Raw genomic sequence first — 13,083 nt, forward strand, 5'->3', positions numbered from 1 at the left:
GTTTTCTTGTGTGAGTCCGTCGTCTGTGGCGACGGATGAGGTGCTGCAAACATCTGCTGCGAAATCAGTCTGGCCAGTGACGCTGCCATATGGGTGCTACCTTGGGATGGATTTCTATATTGTCGAGCAGCGCCAGGAAATCCGGCCGGGCTTTTCCCAGGTGTCCCCGTGCGCCCGACCATTTGCTCACCACCGCCGCCAGCAGGTCGAGCGCGCCGGGCTCGGCGCCGCTCAGGAATGGGCTTGCGGCATAAGTATCGGCAAAGATTTCCCAATAACGGTACAAGCGTTCGCGCGCACCTTGCCGGATCTGCTCCTTGATCGCCTCGTCGGCGTTGAGGCACCAGCGTTCGGGATAGTCGATCACGCCGATGGCCGCATAGCAGTTGGCCGCGATGAACACCAGGCCGCGGATGGCCTGGGCACGCTGCATTTCGTTGTCGGGTAACAATCGGGCGGACGGGTGGGTCAATCCGAGATGCAGCAGGATCGCAGCGCTTTCGGTGAGCACGCTGCCATCCGGCAGCTGCAAAGTGGGGATTTGCCTGAGAGGGTTGCATTGCTGCAGCGCGTCGACTGCCGAACCCGGCTCCCAGGAGGCCGCATCAACCAGCCGATAGCCCTGCCCGGCCATCTCCAGCGCGATTTCCACCACGGCAGAGCCGCAGCCCTTGAAGCCATAGAGTGTGTACATGCAACCCCGCCGTTCTATCTTTTGGAAGATAAATTCTAACAGGGAGTGAAGCTGTCATGTCGCCGGGATTGCAGCCGGCCGCGGAACCTCCAGGCCCAGCGCATGCCGCACCCGCCCGCAAAACTCGTCCGGCGAACGGGAAATGATTTCTTCCGGCACGCTGAATTTCTTGATCAGCCGCTTGTGGCTCTCAAAACCGTAGGACACCATGAAGGGGTGCATGCCGGAGCCGATCGCCGCCAGGTAATCCTTGTGCTCGTCGCCGCAGATGTAGCCGCGCGCCGGGTTGATGTCCATGCGTTCCCGGATGGAACGGAATTCCTGCATCTTTTCCAGGTGCAGCGGCACGTGGGCGAAAAAATCGAAGCTGTCGATATCGATATCGTGGCGCCGGAACAGCAGCCGCAGCGTGTGCTCCGGGTCGTTGGTCATGTTGCGCGTCACCAGGCCGACCGCGATGTCGGGCGCGGCGACCAGGCTTTGCACCAGTTCGGCGATGCCGGGATAGAGCCGGGCTTCTTCCCGGTAGACCTCGGTCAGGGTAGCGATCAGCTGCTTGCGGTTCTGCTTGCCGATCTGCTTTTTCAGATTGGCTGGGAATTCTTTCAAGCCGCCCAGGTATTTGAACAGGCGGCGCCGCTTCTGGAATCTTTCTTCATCGCCGATCTCCATGCCGTGGCGGGAAAAGGTCTTGTCGATGGCGCTGTAGGCGTCGATGGTGGTGCCGTCTGCATCGAGAATGATTAATCGCTTGCTGTTTTTATACATTGTCTATCCGTCAGGGAGAACCAGGGCTTTCACAGCCGTTCTTGACGCCAACATATAGCAGCCGTATGACAGGACGATGACTTCGGCCGCCCACCTGTCAGGTATGATAGCGGCTCGCCAACCAGCCATCTCCGACCATGAGCGCCATCACCGATCTCGACACCCTGCTCGGCTCCATGAGCCCGCTCGCCAGCGACGGCCTGTTCGTCTTCTGCTGCATTGCCGACGGCCGCTACGGTGCGCATGCGGACCTGGCGCCGCTCGCTTCGTTCCAGGAAAAGGAAGGTTTGACACTGATCCTGCCGCAGCCGGCAGCCGACCGCGCCAGACTGGCCTACGAGGGAGTGTTCGCCATGATTACGCTGAGCGTCCATTCCAGCCTGGCGGCGGTAGGGCTGACCGCCGCGGTGGCGGCTGAACTGACCAGGGCCGGCATCAGCGCCAATGTGCTGGCCGCCTGTTTTCATGATCACATCTTCGTGCCGGCCGCGCGCGCCGGCGAGGCGGTGGCGGCATTGAACGCGCTGGCGCAGCGCCATGGCGGCAATGGCGCGGGCTAGCACAATCCGATACTGAACCGCGTCAGGAGCTCCGCAGCGCCCGTTCTTTCTGCAGCAGGCGCACGCTATGCACCGCGGTCAGCGCCACTGCGCACCAGATCGGAATATAGGTCAGCAACTGGCCCGGCGCCAACGCCTCGCCCAGGAACAGCAGCGCGACGGCGACCAGCAGCACCGGTTCGACATAGCCGAGGATGCCGAACAAGGCCATCGGCAGCAGCCGGCTGGCGCCCAGGTAAAGGCCGAGCGCCACCGTGCTGAGCAAACCGAGGCCGGGCAGCAGCAACAGCCACATGCCGGACTGCTGCGCAACCACCGCCAGGGAATCGCGCGCATACAGCATGGCGGCGGCAAACGGCAGCAGCAAAGCGATTTCGAGGACGAAGCCCGCCACCGGATCGGCATTGATCTTGCGCCGCAAGATAAAGTAAGGAGGATAGCCGAGCGCCACCACCAGCGTCGGCCAGGCAAAGCTGCGCGTCATCCACAGCTCATGCAGCACGCCGACCAGGGCGCAGGCGACCGCCAGCCATTGGAAGATATCCAGCCGTTCGTGATAATAGAAGCGGCCGACCAGCACCATGCTCAAGGGCAGCAGGAAATAGCCGAGCGACACTTCCAGCGCGCGCCCATGCAGCGGCGCCCACAGGAAAATCCAGAGTTGCACCCCGAGCAGGGACGCCACCACCACCAGCATCAGGCAGGTCAGTGGTTCGCGCCGCAGGCGCTGCAGCAGCTCGCGCGCCTGCGGCCAGCGCCGCCGCAGGAACAGCAGCGCCAGCGCGCCGGGCAAGGTCCACACCACACGCCAGGCAAAGATATCCAGGCCGTCGAGCGGCGCCAGCAGCCTGGTATAGCCGGACAGCAAGGCGAACAGCATCGATGCGCCAACCGAGAGGCTGATGCCGCGCCCTATTTCATGCTGGCTCATGGCATCCGGCTCAGAGTCAAAGTGGCCGGCTGGGCCGCGGCTTTCAATCGGCCAACGCTTCTTTGGCAGCCTGTTCCGGCGTCAAGCCGTCATAAAACTGGTCGGTGAACCATTCCACCTGCTCTTCGATATGTTCCTGCGCCTGCTCCAGCGTCGCGCCGCCGGCGACCAGGAAACCTTCTACTTCGATACACCAGTTGATCAGAGCCAGCGTTTCCGGATCCAGCTCTTCATTCTTCTTTGCCATTATTTTTCCAGTCAAAACCATCATGTTGTAGCAGTTTGACAACAAACCCGCCAGCGACCAGGCGCCGGCGGCAAGTTCTCTGCCGCCGGTATTTTACTCGCCTGCGGACAACTGGACTGCAAATGCGTCAGGATGGACTTTGACAAGGCTGCTCGCGCAGATATCTTTCAGTCGAAGCAGGATGGCGCGCCAGCATGGCCGGCGGCCGGATCGGGCGGGCGGCGAAATTGCCGCCGCAATTGGGGCATACACCCTTGAGCTGCTGGTCGGCGCAATCCACGCAGAACGTGCATTCAAAGGTGCAGATGCGCGCGTCCGCCGAGTCCGGCGGCAGGTCGCGGTCGCAGCATTCGCAATTCGGTTTCAACAACAGCATGGCCATTCCCTTTCTTGAGTTCTTGAGTTCTTGAATTTCACCCGGCCTGATGGCTCCAGCTGCCCTGGATCGTGATCTCGCTCTTGACCGACCTGGCCAGGAAGCATTCTTCATGCGCCTTGTGGTGCAGATGTTCCAGCACCGCGTCGTCCGGCACTTTGGCGCCGCCGAAAGTCACTGCCGGCAGCAGCTCCACCAGCGCCACCCAGCTTTTGCCGTCGGCGCCGCGCCGCATATGGCCCTGGGCGTTATCGACATAGCGCTCGACCAGGTAGCCGGCGCTCCTGGCGATGTCCAGGAACCACAGCATGTGGCAGCTGGACAGCGCGGCGACATAGGCTTCTTCGGGATCGACGTTGGCCGGATCAGACAAAGGCGCCCTGACCACGTGCGGCGAGCTGGAGGCCGGCACCACCGCGCCGCCGTCGAACTGCCACTGATGGGCGCGGCTGTAGCGGTTATCGACGAAGGCGGCAGCGCCCCGTTCCCATGCGACGGTGGCGATATGCGTGGACATGAATTCTCCTTGGTTTTGGTTTTCCTGGAATTTTTTTGCGGGACCCTGTAGTGTGTCCGGACGGCTCCCGAATGATATATCTTCACATTACCTTTGAAAAATATTTTACTGGCCTGCAACAACAAACAGGAATTCGCTATGCAACGCAAAATGCATTTCGCCCGCTGCCTGACATCCGCTATGCTCGTCATCGCCCTGTTTTCCGGCGGCGCCCGCGCAGAACAAATCAACGTCATGAATTCCGGCGGCTTCAGCGCAGCCTACAAGGCGCTCGCGCCCGGCTTCGAACAGGCCAGCGGCGATACCCTGAACACCGCCTGGGGCCCGTCCATGGGCGCCTCGCCCGAGGCGATTCCCAACCGGCTGCAGCGCGGCGAAGCGGCCGACGTGGTGATCATGGTCGGCTATGCCCTGGATGATCTGATCCGGCAAGGAAAAGTAAGCGCCGACAGCCGCCAGGACCTGGCGGACTCACGGATCGGGATGGTGGTCAAGAGCGGCGCCGCAAAGCCGGACATCAGCACCATGGACGGCTTGCGCCAAGCCTTGCTGAACGCAAGATCGATCGCCTATTCGGACAGCGCCAGCGGCGTCTACATAGAAAGCAAGCTGTTCAAGCTGCTCGGCATCGAAGACCAGGTCAAGGGCAAGGCCCGCATGATTCAAAAGATCCCGGTCGCCAGCCTGGTCGCTCAAGGAGAATATGAACTGGGATTCCAGCAAGTCAGCGAATTGCTGCCGGTGAGCGGCGTCGATTTTGCCGGCAAGATTCCGGAGCAGGCGCAAAGCATCACTACCTTTGCCGCCGGCGTTCCCAGCAATGCCCGGCATCCCGAGGCCGGCAGAAAGCTGATTCGCTACCTGGCTTCCCCGGCAGCTCAGGACGCGATACGGGATAGCGGATTGGACTCGCTGTCTTCATCACTCCGATAAAGCAGGCCGGCGACGTCGCCGGCATCAATCCGGCTATTGCTGGCGCCAATAAACACTGCCGCCGCCGGCGCCCGGATACAGCTTGGTGTGATTCACATGGTTGAACGCCAGAGGAACCTGGACGGTATCGTAATGCAGCATGAACTGGCGGGCATGCAGGCTGGCGATCAGATCGGCAAGGCTGATTTTCGCCGGCGCATAGCCGCGCAAAATGTAGTATTGCATCTGCCACACCTGAGCCCACGCCCAGTTGTCATGCCAGGAAAAATCACGTTCCGACCATACCGATACATGCGCCTCGGAACGCACATTCTCGACCGAATTCTGAATCGCCGCCTCAGGCAAGACCACTACCGTGTAAGCAGAGCGATAGGTAAGGAAATTCAGCAAATCCAGGCCCGCCGATTTCGGCAAATGCTCGATGCAGTCGCCGATAACGGTCAAGTCGAACATTTCATCGGTCATCGTGGAAGGAATGTCGACCGCGCTCATCACATGCAGCGGCGAGTAAATATTCTGCAAGCCGAATCTCTCAACGTAGCTGCGCTCTATTTCCACGCCTTCCACGATTGCATGCGGCAAAACCTGTCTCGCCAGGCGGCCGTACTTCCCTTCGCCGCAACCGATATCCAGGATGCGCTCCGGGGCAAGCGCACCAAGCAGCGCGCCGGTAACTTCGTCAAATGAACTCGCGGAAAACGGCATGATCGGTATCCTGGCTAAATAAAATCAATTATCGGATTGCGTAGCATTACGCTGAAAATGTATCGCGGCAGCTCAGCGGGAAACTGAGGAAACGCTGGCTTGCACCTGCTCGATATCGGCTGCCGCCAGCCAGTGGCAGTAACCGGCAAGCGTATTGCGGTCGATTTCGGCAAGCGGCATGTGGTCGTATTTGCCGGCACGGAAATCGCGCTTGGACCAATACTCCTCGGTATGCCATGCATGGATATGCAAGACGTCGCTGCCCAATGCGCGGCCCGCATGCGGGAAATGATCGAGAAAGCCCTGCGAACAGCGCTGCGGATAAGTGCGGCGCAGCGCCAGCTCTCCGGCGTACATGGTCAGGACATTCTTGCACCAGCCGGGCCACGCGCCCTCGAAGTCGCGGAATTCTTCGTCCAGAAGTTTCTGGCAATAGTCCATCTGGGCGATAACGAAATTGCCCACGAATTCGCTTGGTCCAAGCAGCGAAGCGCCGACATTATGCACGCCGGAATGCGGAAATCCCCAGCGCAGGCTGCACTCGACCAATTTCTTGCGGACCTCTTCGGTATAGGCGTAGGCGCCAAATCCGAAACACAATCCGCTCGGACGGAAATCAGCCATCGCGGAGGTGACGAAGGTGTCGCAATCGGTCTTCAGGATGTATTGATACGTTTTGCACAGATCGAGGACTTCCGGCTGGCACAGATTTGCAACCGAATTGATGTAGCCGTACCCGGTCCATTCGCTATGGCTGTCCGCATAAGGCGCGCTTGGCAGCAGCTTGATCCGCGCATCTGCCGGCAGCGCGCTGATGGCGTCCGGATGGCACACGGCGATAATCTCTGCGCGGGCAAACAGATTGGAATAAATCATGCTCTTGTAGAGCCAATGAAATTCCTCGATCGTCTCTTCCCTGTTGTCGACATACACCAGCACACCTAAATCCATCGCACATTCCTCAATTAAAAATACAGAATCGACAACAAACCGGCATCCAACGATGCCAGGCACAGAACGAATACATATTAATTGATTTCAATAGCAACAACGCAGGCGTAAAGGTTTATATGAGGCCGAACTGGATATGACGACCGGTTAACACAGTGAAAGCGCTGCGCGTCTGGTCATAGAATCCGTTGCCATTTGCCCAAGGGCGCTATGCGGGCGAACCGAGTTGTAATCAATTCGCCATACTTCGATGCGCTCACGAGCCTCTTGCAGGCTGCGAAACGCATGCTGGTTTAAACATTCTTCGCGCAATCGACCATTAAAGCTCTCGATGTAGGCATTTTCGATAGGCTTTCCTGGCCGAATGAATTGTCGCTTCACACCGCACTGGTACGCCCGATATAACTGCAATACATCGTGTGCGGATCCATGGCCATCCGAGAGCACTCTTTTCGGCCTCTATGATTTAGCACGATCCGTCGGCCCTCTACCCGCTAAAGTAGTCGCAATATTCTATTAACATCTTCCGGTTTAGTTTCATGACACCGAACCATGTGATCGCAATATTCCTCCACTGTTCGAATTATCACAATTCCTTTGCTGAGTTCCTTAGTGATTTTTCGATCAGCAACGTCGTGAATGTCCTGATCAACTCTATCAAATTCGTTGTGTCTAAAGTCTGAAACAAAGCTTGCCTTCAGGTCTTCTCCAAATTTAGCATCCTGACGTAATAGTCCGATAGGGACGTTGAATATTTCAGCGATTCGCGCAAACGCTCGCTCACGTATTATTTTCTCAGACACATTCATGAGTACCTCCTTATTTTTTGCAGGAACAATCGTCTGCCGTAGTTGCCTTTACCGCAGCTTGGGCAATAACTGACCAATCATAAAAACCCTCAAAAACCACTGCTCCTGTAGCCACTGCTCCCACCGCCATGCCCGCAGCACTTCGCCCCAATTCTCGCAACGCCCTAATCCCCAGCCTTCCAGACCAACGACTTAATTGACTAGTGATGGGATTCAGCTCATTTTTTGGCACTCCCAGACCTCTAAGTTCCCCTGGCACTTTTGGCATTGTCCCAACAGCGAGATCTCCAGTAAGGGTGCCCAATGTAGTACCCAAATCAAACCTATTTTCAGCAACATCATTTGCAAACTGATCAAAATTAAAGCATATCAATCCTGTCGGGTCTATATTACTGATCGGGTTGCCCATGGCATAGCTATACGTATTTGTTCCTCCGCCTAGCCCAATCGGGTCCGATTGAACATATCGCCCTTGCTGCGGATCATAGTCCCGGTTGATGTTGTAGAAGTTGTTTGTCTCTTTATCGTACAGCTGTCCCGGGAAACGTTGGTTGTAGGTGAAAGCGCCCAAACTGCTCGGGTTCTCATCCGGCGGTTGGAGCCCAAATGGATCGGCATTATCCCAACGCCAGACCATCTGATTATCGGTCGCTTGCGTAATCACCCGTGGCGAGTTGATGTGATCTGCGTAAACGTAATAGACATTGGTCGCGGTGGTCTGGCTTGTTCCGGTTCCTGTTACGGTTTGCTTCAGTACTGCCACCGGCAAGTCCCCCAAATACACCGTCTCTTCAATTGCCTGCTGATTAGCGTCGTATTCGCCAATCAAATGACCTTGCTCGTCATACACATAACTGTTGCTACCAGTGGCGACGATGCTGATCGGGCCTTGCTTCTGTACCCGCTGATCAATGCCGTTGTGGCTGTAGGTGATGGTATTTCCTGCGTTCGTCGCACTGACCATTCTTCCACGATCGCTATAGGTATAGCTGATGGTGCCGTCGCTGGTCAGATTGCCTGCCGTGTCATAGGTGTTGCTCTTCGCCGGTGTCGGTCCAGTCGTGGCCGTCAGCTGATTGCTGTTCGCAGCAATCGTGTTGGTGTAGCTGCCACTGCCGAAAGTCGCTTGAGTTCGGTTGCCATTCTGGTCGTACTGGAAGCTCTGGTTGCTGGTACTGCTGCTGCCGGTGACACTGTTGAGCCGGTCCAGATTGTCATAGCCGTAGCTTTGATTGAAGTTGGCCGGTGCGCTGTTGCCGGTGCCCGTACCGCTGTGGCTACTCGCCGTGATCCTGCTGGCCGCATCGTAGCTGATGGTCCGGTTAGTGCCGTTGCTCAAGGCATTGCCCAGTGGATAGCTGGTGACACGGCCATCCAGATCAATGCCCCTGGCATAGGTGTTCGTGCTGGTACTGCTGCTATTGCCCCAGGTCCAGGCATTGACCAGGCCAAAGGCTTGGTAGCCGATACCGGTGAGTAAGGGGATGCTGATGCCGGTATTGGTGCCGCCGCCAGTAGTATTGGTCGGGTTCAGGGTCAGGCTGTTGATCCTGCCTGCAGCATCATAGCCGTAGTTGATCCGGTTACCACTTGGGTAAGTCGTGCTGACTAATTTACCGGTGGTGTTGCCGCTGCTGCCATAGGCGTAGCTGATCGTGCTGCTGGTGCCGGTGCTGCTCAGTGTCTGCACCTTAGTCAGCAAGCGGCCAAAGCCGTCATAGGCATAGGTGGTCTGACCGGAGCCGTCGATCATCCGGGTCAGGTGGCCGATAGCGTTCGGGGCACCTGTTGTTCCCCCATCGTATTCAAACTGGGTGGCAGTACCGCTGGCATAGCTGATCTGGGTAAGACGGTTGAGGGCATCGTAGCTGTAGCTGGTGGTCTTGCCGCGGGCATCGGTACGGGTCTTCAGGTTGCCGGCGGCATCATAGGTTTTACTGGTGCTGCCGGTATCGGGGCTGGTGAGCGCGTTCTGGTTACCCAGGCCATCGACGGTATAGCTGGTTACCAGATTTCTCGGATCGGTGACGGTGCTGAGCTGGTCCTGGCCGTCATAGGTAAAACTGACGGTGGGGCTGGCGCCGCCTGCGGCCGGCACCGGTTGAACCTGCTGGATCAGGCGTCCCAGCGGATCGTAGCTTTGGGTGGTGATGTTCCCCAGGGGATCGGTGATCTTGGTCCGATTGCCCATGGCATCGTATTCATAGCTGGTAGTCGTGTTCTGGACCGCTTGCGCCAGTGCTGTCGTGCCATTCACACTGCCCAGCAGCGGGCTGTAGGCCAGCGTGAACAGGACCGCACTGGCCAGGGTCTTGATACCCGCTTGTTTCCCCATGAAACTCCCTCTCATTGCACTGCTCCCGTGATTTGTTGTATGCGATTTAAGGCATCGACGACACGGCTGGTCTGACGCGCCAAGGCGCCGCTTGGATCTTTGACTTGCTCACTGATCCGGTTACCCATGTTGTCCAGGGTATAGGCGATGCTGTTGCCAAGGCTGTCGGCGATGTTGGTCAGGCGATGGGCGGGGTCGTAGGTGTAGCTGACCGTGGCGGTATTGGGCAGCGTGACCAGCGTCAACTGGCCGACGCCGTCGTAGCCATACATGGTGGTTTCTATCGTACCGCCAGAGGTCACCGTCTTGCCGGTCAGCCAGCCGCGTGGGCTGTAGGTCAAGGCAGTCGTCGCGCCATTGGCATCGGTGATCAGTCCTACCCGGCCGTTGGCGTCGTAGTTCGACAGGGTCGTGACTTGACCAATGGCGTTGGTGATTGTGCTCAGGTTGCCGCTGCTGTCGTAGGTATAGGTGGTCTTGTCTGCCACATCGATCCTCGGGCCGGTGGCGGTCAAGACCTGGCCGATCGTGTTGTAGGTATAGCTCCAGGTGCGCGCTGTGCCGACCAGCGTTGGCGACAAGCCTTGGCCGCCGGTAGCATCGCTGGTGGCTTGCACCGTCTTGCTGAGCAGATTGCCGGAGGTGTCGTAGGCGTAGGTCGTCAACAGTTTCGGCTCAGCGATCTGCAATGGCAAACTGTAGGTGGCATGCCAAGCCGTTGTGATCGTTCTGGCCTGCGACGTGCCGGATGCTTCCACACGGCTGGTTTCTAGGTTGCGCGTCAGATCATAGCTGTACGTGGTGACGGTGCCATTGAAATCGGTACGCGTTGCGACATTGCCGTTGGCGTCATACGTGACGGCCGACGACGCTGCACCGCAACCGGCGCCGCCCGGTTGGTTTTGACCGGTACTCTTGATCGTGTTGAGCAAGGTTTGAAATGCGTAAGTGCGGACCGTCCCCAAGGGATCGGTGACGGTGCTTTGGCTGCCTGGCTGCGTGTAGCCGATACTATATTTCTCCACGCCGCCGGCATGCTCGGTCGAAATTCCTCGGCCACTGCTGTCGTAATTGAAGGTGGCAAAGCGCACATTGTTTTCGTCAACGATACCGGTCAGTGCAGTCGGCAAGTTTGCACCGGCGGTATAGGCCGGCTCGTTATAGACATAGGTGCGTGTCTTGCCGTCCTGATAGGTCACGCTGACGAGATTGTTATTGCTGTCGTAGCTATAACTGACTGTTTTGCCGCTCGGATCCGTCATCTGGCTCACACGGCTATTGCTGTCGTAGGTGAAATTGAGCTGACGACCGAATTGGTCGGTGACACGTAACAGCAATCCTGGCTGCGGTGCGACCGCCGCGGGCGTAGTCGCGTCGGAATAACTCAGCGTTTGCACCGAGCCGTCGCGGCTGGTAATACTCAGCAGCTTTCCGTAGGCATCATAGCTTTCTTGCGATTGGTCAGCAGCGACACGGTATTGCCAGCCGGTGGTATAGACACCGTTGTAGGTCAGGCGCGTCAAGCTATCCGTGATATCTGCATCTGGTTGATATCTACCATTGACCAAGGTGAAGGTCAGCATTTTGCCGTCATCACGTTGGACGCCGATATTGTTCGGATATGCGGCGTCGGACCATATCATTCGTTCGTAGTTGCTGCTCCAGCGGGCACCGTAGCGACTATTGCGAATACTGTTGCTGTTATAGGTGCGCTGTAATTGCACACCACCGCCTGCAATACTCAGATAGTCGGATTCCAGTTGTCGTTTGTTGCCGTTGCCGTGATTGATCGGATTGCCGTTCTCGATCGAGATTCTGGCTTTGCAACTGGCGGGAGGTTTACCGGTATTTTTGTCGTTCGGCGCTGTGCCGGAATTGTATTGGCAGCTGTTGGGGTTGTTGGGCTCCGGTTTGCACGAAGAATCGGGAGGCGGCGGAGCACCACAAGCACCAATAGCGCTAACTAGATTGGGCACGCCACATGAACCTTCGGGCGACACAACAACACCAGCAGCTCTCCCATCTACATAGCACGTCATCGGACCTGGATCACCAATGCCCCAAGGTAAAACAGCAAAAGTACCAGTCAAATTTCCTACATAGTACTTACACGCAGCAATTGCATCGGGAAATCCCCCTGACCAAGTATAACCAGCAGCATGACTCGCTTTATGTTCTAACAGAATTGCTGACGCGATTACGAGTCCAACAAAAATCCGCTTTGGTCGATTTCTCAATATAACAAGGTTCAAATCATTCGAAGTTGAGCCATTGCTCATTTCTATATCAATCAGTTTTGCCATGGTTGACTGCATCGACACAACACTCGTACTTTTCACTTCCGTCATTTCGATCCCTTTTGTACGCCCGAAACTAAACTCCTGTGCCGCACTGTCATCAGTCCTTAAATGCGCAATTTCTTTTTACGCAACTAAGAAGCTATGGCAGATCCAGGAACAAGATCCTCTTTCCTTGAGCTAGCCATGTTTTCCCGGACTCAATCATGCTCACCGCACATTAAGTTACATACGGGAACGCAAATGTATTACGGGAAAGCAATTCCAGCAATCCAGAAATCCAGAAATCACTATTTATTCCACTGCACATTCGTAGACATTCAAATAACAACATTTTGCAATATATCTATTGTGTGTTGCCGATAAAAATTGCCAAATTTGAATTACGAATGGCATTCATGTCAACGCGGCAAGTAGATACCGATCATCGGCACTAGCGTTATATAGAGAACTAAGCTCGAAGGAACATTTTGTATGCTGCGGAAAGCGACTTATTTTCCGTACATAAATTCCCTATCCGGAATTTCACCAGACATAAAGTAAACCAATTTCCTTCCCAGTTTCGTGGCAGCCATCGCCAACGAAAATCAGCCCACATGTCATGCGATCACTAACCAAAAAAACAATTCGCATTTCCCATTCCAGCGCACTTTTTTGAAACCACAAGGTCATCCCGTTCAGGAAATACGCATGTATTTCGCCATTTTTCCTTCACCGCGAAAAAATAGCGATAAGTCCACCTGCAAAAACAACAGATCCTACAACTTGAATAAAAGCCAATGCAAACAACGGTTTATGAGCGCATTTAAAAAAACGTAACAGAAGTGATATTTCTATATGTCAATACCACTTTAATACAGGTTGACAACCACTTTTCGGGTCCCTAAAGTCCCTCAATAGAAGTTTCCATGTGGAAATTTATTAGCCCTGCAAGCAAGCGCATCGATCAATGGCAACCGG

The 13,083-nt window shown here is 56.2% G+C and carries 13 protein-coding genes and 1 pseudogene; 2 read left to right on the forward strand and 12 right to left on the reverse strand.

Features of this window, described 5'->3' with window-relative positions:
* Positions 1 to 64 precede the first annotated feature (64 nt).
* Together KHU30_RS06625 and KHU30_RS06630 are read right to left on the reverse strand one after the other, a co-directional pair.
* The gene (locus tag KHU30_RS06625) at positions 65 to 694 is read right to left on the reverse strand and encodes a glutathione S-transferase family protein (protein ID WP_230427204.1); all 630 of its coding nucleotides are present in this window, start codon (positions 692 to 694) and stop codon (positions 65 to 67) included.
* Positions 695 to 748: 54 nt separating this feature from the next.
* Positions 749 to 1,462 carry an HAD family hydrolase gene (locus KHU30_RS06630; RefSeq protein WP_211441773.1) on the reverse strand — a complete coding sequence of 238 codons (714 nt, stop codon included), beginning with the start codon at positions 1,460 to 1,462 and terminating at the stop codon, positions 749 to 751.
* A gap of 137 nt (positions 1,463 to 1,599) precedes the next feature.
* Between KHU30_RS06630 and KHU30_RS06635 the strand changes: the two genes are divergently transcribed.
* Positions 1,600 to 2,022, forward strand: a complete 423-nt coding sequence (locus KHU30_RS06635; RefSeq protein ID WP_211441774.1) for an ACT domain-containing protein — start codon at positions 1,600 to 1,602, stop codon at positions 2,020 to 2,022.
* Between the two features lie 22 nt (positions 2,023 to 2,044).
* Here the strand turns inward: KHU30_RS06635 and rarD are convergent, their stop codons facing one another.
* From rarD to KHU30_RS06655, 4 genes are all read right to left on the reverse strand, one after another.
* Positions 2,045 to 2,953, reverse strand: a complete 909-nt coding sequence (gene rarD / locus KHU30_RS06640) for an EamA family transporter RarD (RefSeq protein ID WP_211441775.1) — start codon at positions 2,951 to 2,953, stop codon at positions 2,045 to 2,047.
* A gap of 43 nt (positions 2,954 to 2,996) precedes the next feature.
* Positions 2,997 to 3,200, reverse strand: a complete 204-nt coding sequence (locus KHU30_RS06645; RefSeq protein WP_061941816.1) for a hypothetical protein — start codon at positions 3,198 to 3,200, stop codon at positions 2,997 to 2,999.
* A 127-nt stretch (positions 3,201 to 3,327) separates the two neighbouring features.
* Positions 3,328 to 3,576 (reverse strand): DUF1272 domain-containing protein, encoded by a 249-nt coding sequence (locus KHU30_RS06650; protein ID WP_211441776.1) that lies wholly within the window; start codon positions 3,574 to 3,576, stop codon positions 3,328 to 3,330.
* 37 nt (positions 3,577 to 3,613) lie between these two features.
* Positions 3,614 to 4,093 (reverse strand): OsmC family protein, encoded by a 480-nt coding sequence (locus KHU30_RS06655; protein WP_211441777.1) that lies wholly within the window; start codon positions 4,091 to 4,093, stop codon positions 3,614 to 3,616.
* Positions 4,094 to 4,273: 180 nt separating this feature from the next.
* On the opposite strand from KHU30_RS06655, the gene KHU30_RS06660 reads away from it, so the two are divergent.
* Entirely contained in the window at positions 4,274 to 5,026 is a 753-nt protein-coding gene (locus KHU30_RS06660) for a substrate-binding domain-containing protein (protein ID WP_230427279.1), read from the forward strand.
* Positions 5,027 to 5,059: 33 nt separating this feature from the next.
* On the opposite strand, the gene KHU30_RS06665 is transcribed toward KHU30_RS06660, so the two are convergent.
* The 6 genes and pseudogenes from KHU30_RS06665 to KHU30_RS06690 all read right to left on the reverse strand — a co-directional run bounded on the left by KHU30_RS06665 (position 5,060) and on the right by KHU30_RS06690 (position 12,174).
* The gene (locus tag KHU30_RS06665; protein ID WP_211441778.1) at positions 5,060 to 5,731 is read right to left on the reverse strand and encodes a class I SAM-dependent methyltransferase; all 672 of its coding nucleotides are present in this window, start codon (positions 5,729 to 5,731) and stop codon (positions 5,060 to 5,062) included.
* A gap of 72 nt (positions 5,732 to 5,803) precedes the next feature.
* Complete coding sequence (locus KHU30_RS06670) at positions 5,804 to 6,682, reverse strand: DUF7164 domain-containing protein (RefSeq protein WP_211441779.1); 879 nt, start codon at positions 6,680 to 6,682, stop codon at positions 5,804 to 5,806.
* Positions 6,683 to 6,829: 147 nt separating this feature from the next.
* Positions 6,830 to 7,078, reverse strand: a pseudogene (locus KHU30_RS06675) (integrase core domain-containing protein); the annotation flags it as partial.
* 98 nt (positions 7,079 to 7,176) lie between these two features.
* Positions 7,177 to 7,491, reverse strand: a complete 315-nt coding sequence (locus KHU30_RS06680) for a hypothetical protein (protein ID WP_211441781.1) — start codon at positions 7,489 to 7,491, stop codon at positions 7,177 to 7,179.
* Positions 7,492 to 7,501: 10 nt separating this feature from the next.
* Positions 7,502 to 9,826 (reverse strand): RHS repeat protein, encoded by a 2,325-nt coding sequence (locus KHU30_RS25500; RefSeq protein ID WP_211441782.1) that lies wholly within the window; start codon positions 9,824 to 9,826, stop codon positions 7,502 to 7,504.
* Between the two features lie 11 nt (positions 9,827 to 9,837).
* On the reverse strand, positions 9,838 to 12,174 hold the full coding sequence (locus KHU30_RS06690) for a DUF6531 domain-containing protein (protein WP_329956640.1): 2,337 nt from the start codon (positions 12,172 to 12,174) through the stop codon (positions 9,838 to 9,840).
* Positions 12,175 to 13,083 lie beyond the last annotated feature (909 nt).

Origin of the sequence: Collimonas humicola, from assembly GCF_018304945.1 — a bacterium.
Taxonomy (GTDB): Bacteria; Pseudomonadota; Gammaproteobacteria; order Burkholderiales; family Burkholderiaceae_D; genus Collimonas; species Collimonas humicola.

What these genes read in the sequence shown, in the direction of transcription:
- KHU30_RS06670 (WP_211441779.1), bottom strand. Translation starts at nt 6,682, where the DNA reads ATGGATTTAGGTGTGCTGGTGTATGTCGACAACAGGGAAGAGACGATC.
- KHU30_RS25500 (WP_211441782.1), bottom strand. Translation starts at nt 9,826, where the DNA reads ATGGGGAAACAAGCGGGTATCAAGACCCTGGCCAGTGCGGTCCTGTTC.
- rarD (WP_211441775.1), bottom strand. Translation starts at nt 2,953, where the DNA reads ATGAGCCAGCATGAAATAGGGCGCGGCATCAGCCTCTCGGTTGGCGCA.
- KHU30_RS06665 (WP_211441778.1), bottom strand. Translation starts at nt 5,731, where the DNA reads ATGCCGTTTTCCGCGAGTTCATTTGACGAAGTTACCGGCGCGCTGCTT.
- KHU30_RS06690 (WP_329956640.1), bottom strand. Translation starts at nt 12,174, where the DNA reads ATGACGGAAGTGAAAAGTACGAGTGTTGTGTCGATGCAGTCAACCATG.
- KHU30_RS06650 (WP_211441776.1), bottom strand. Translation starts at nt 3,576, where the DNA reads ATGCTGTTGTTGAAACCGAATTGCGAATGCTGCGACCGCGACCTGCCG.
- KHU30_RS06655 (WP_211441777.1), bottom strand. Translation starts at nt 4,093, where the DNA reads ATGTCCACGCATATCGCCACCGTCGCATGGGAACGGGGCGCTGCCGCC.
- KHU30_RS06625 (WP_230427204.1), bottom strand. Translation starts at nt 694, where the DNA reads ATGTACACACTCTATGGCTTCAAGGGCTGCGGCTCTGCCGTGGTGGAA.
- KHU30_RS06660 (WP_230427279.1), top strand. Translation starts at nt 4,274, where the DNA reads ATGCTCGTCATCGCCCTGTTTTCCGGCGGCGCCCGCGCAGAACAAATC.
- KHU30_RS06645 (WP_061941816.1), bottom strand. Translation starts at nt 3,200, where the DNA reads ATGGCAAAGAAGAATGAAGAGCTGGATCCGGAAACGCTGGCTCTGATC.
- KHU30_RS06680 (WP_211441781.1), bottom strand. Translation starts at nt 7,491, where the DNA reads ATGAATGTGTCTGAGAAAATAATACGTGAGCGAGCGTTTGCGCGAATC.
- KHU30_RS06630 (WP_211441773.1), bottom strand. Translation starts at nt 1,462, where the DNA reads ATGTATAAAAACAGCAAGCGATTAATCATTCTCGATGCAGACGGCACC.
- KHU30_RS06635 (WP_211441774.1), top strand. Translation starts at nt 1,600, where the DNA reads ATGAGCGCCATCACCGATCTCGACACCCTGCTCGGCTCCATGAGCCCG.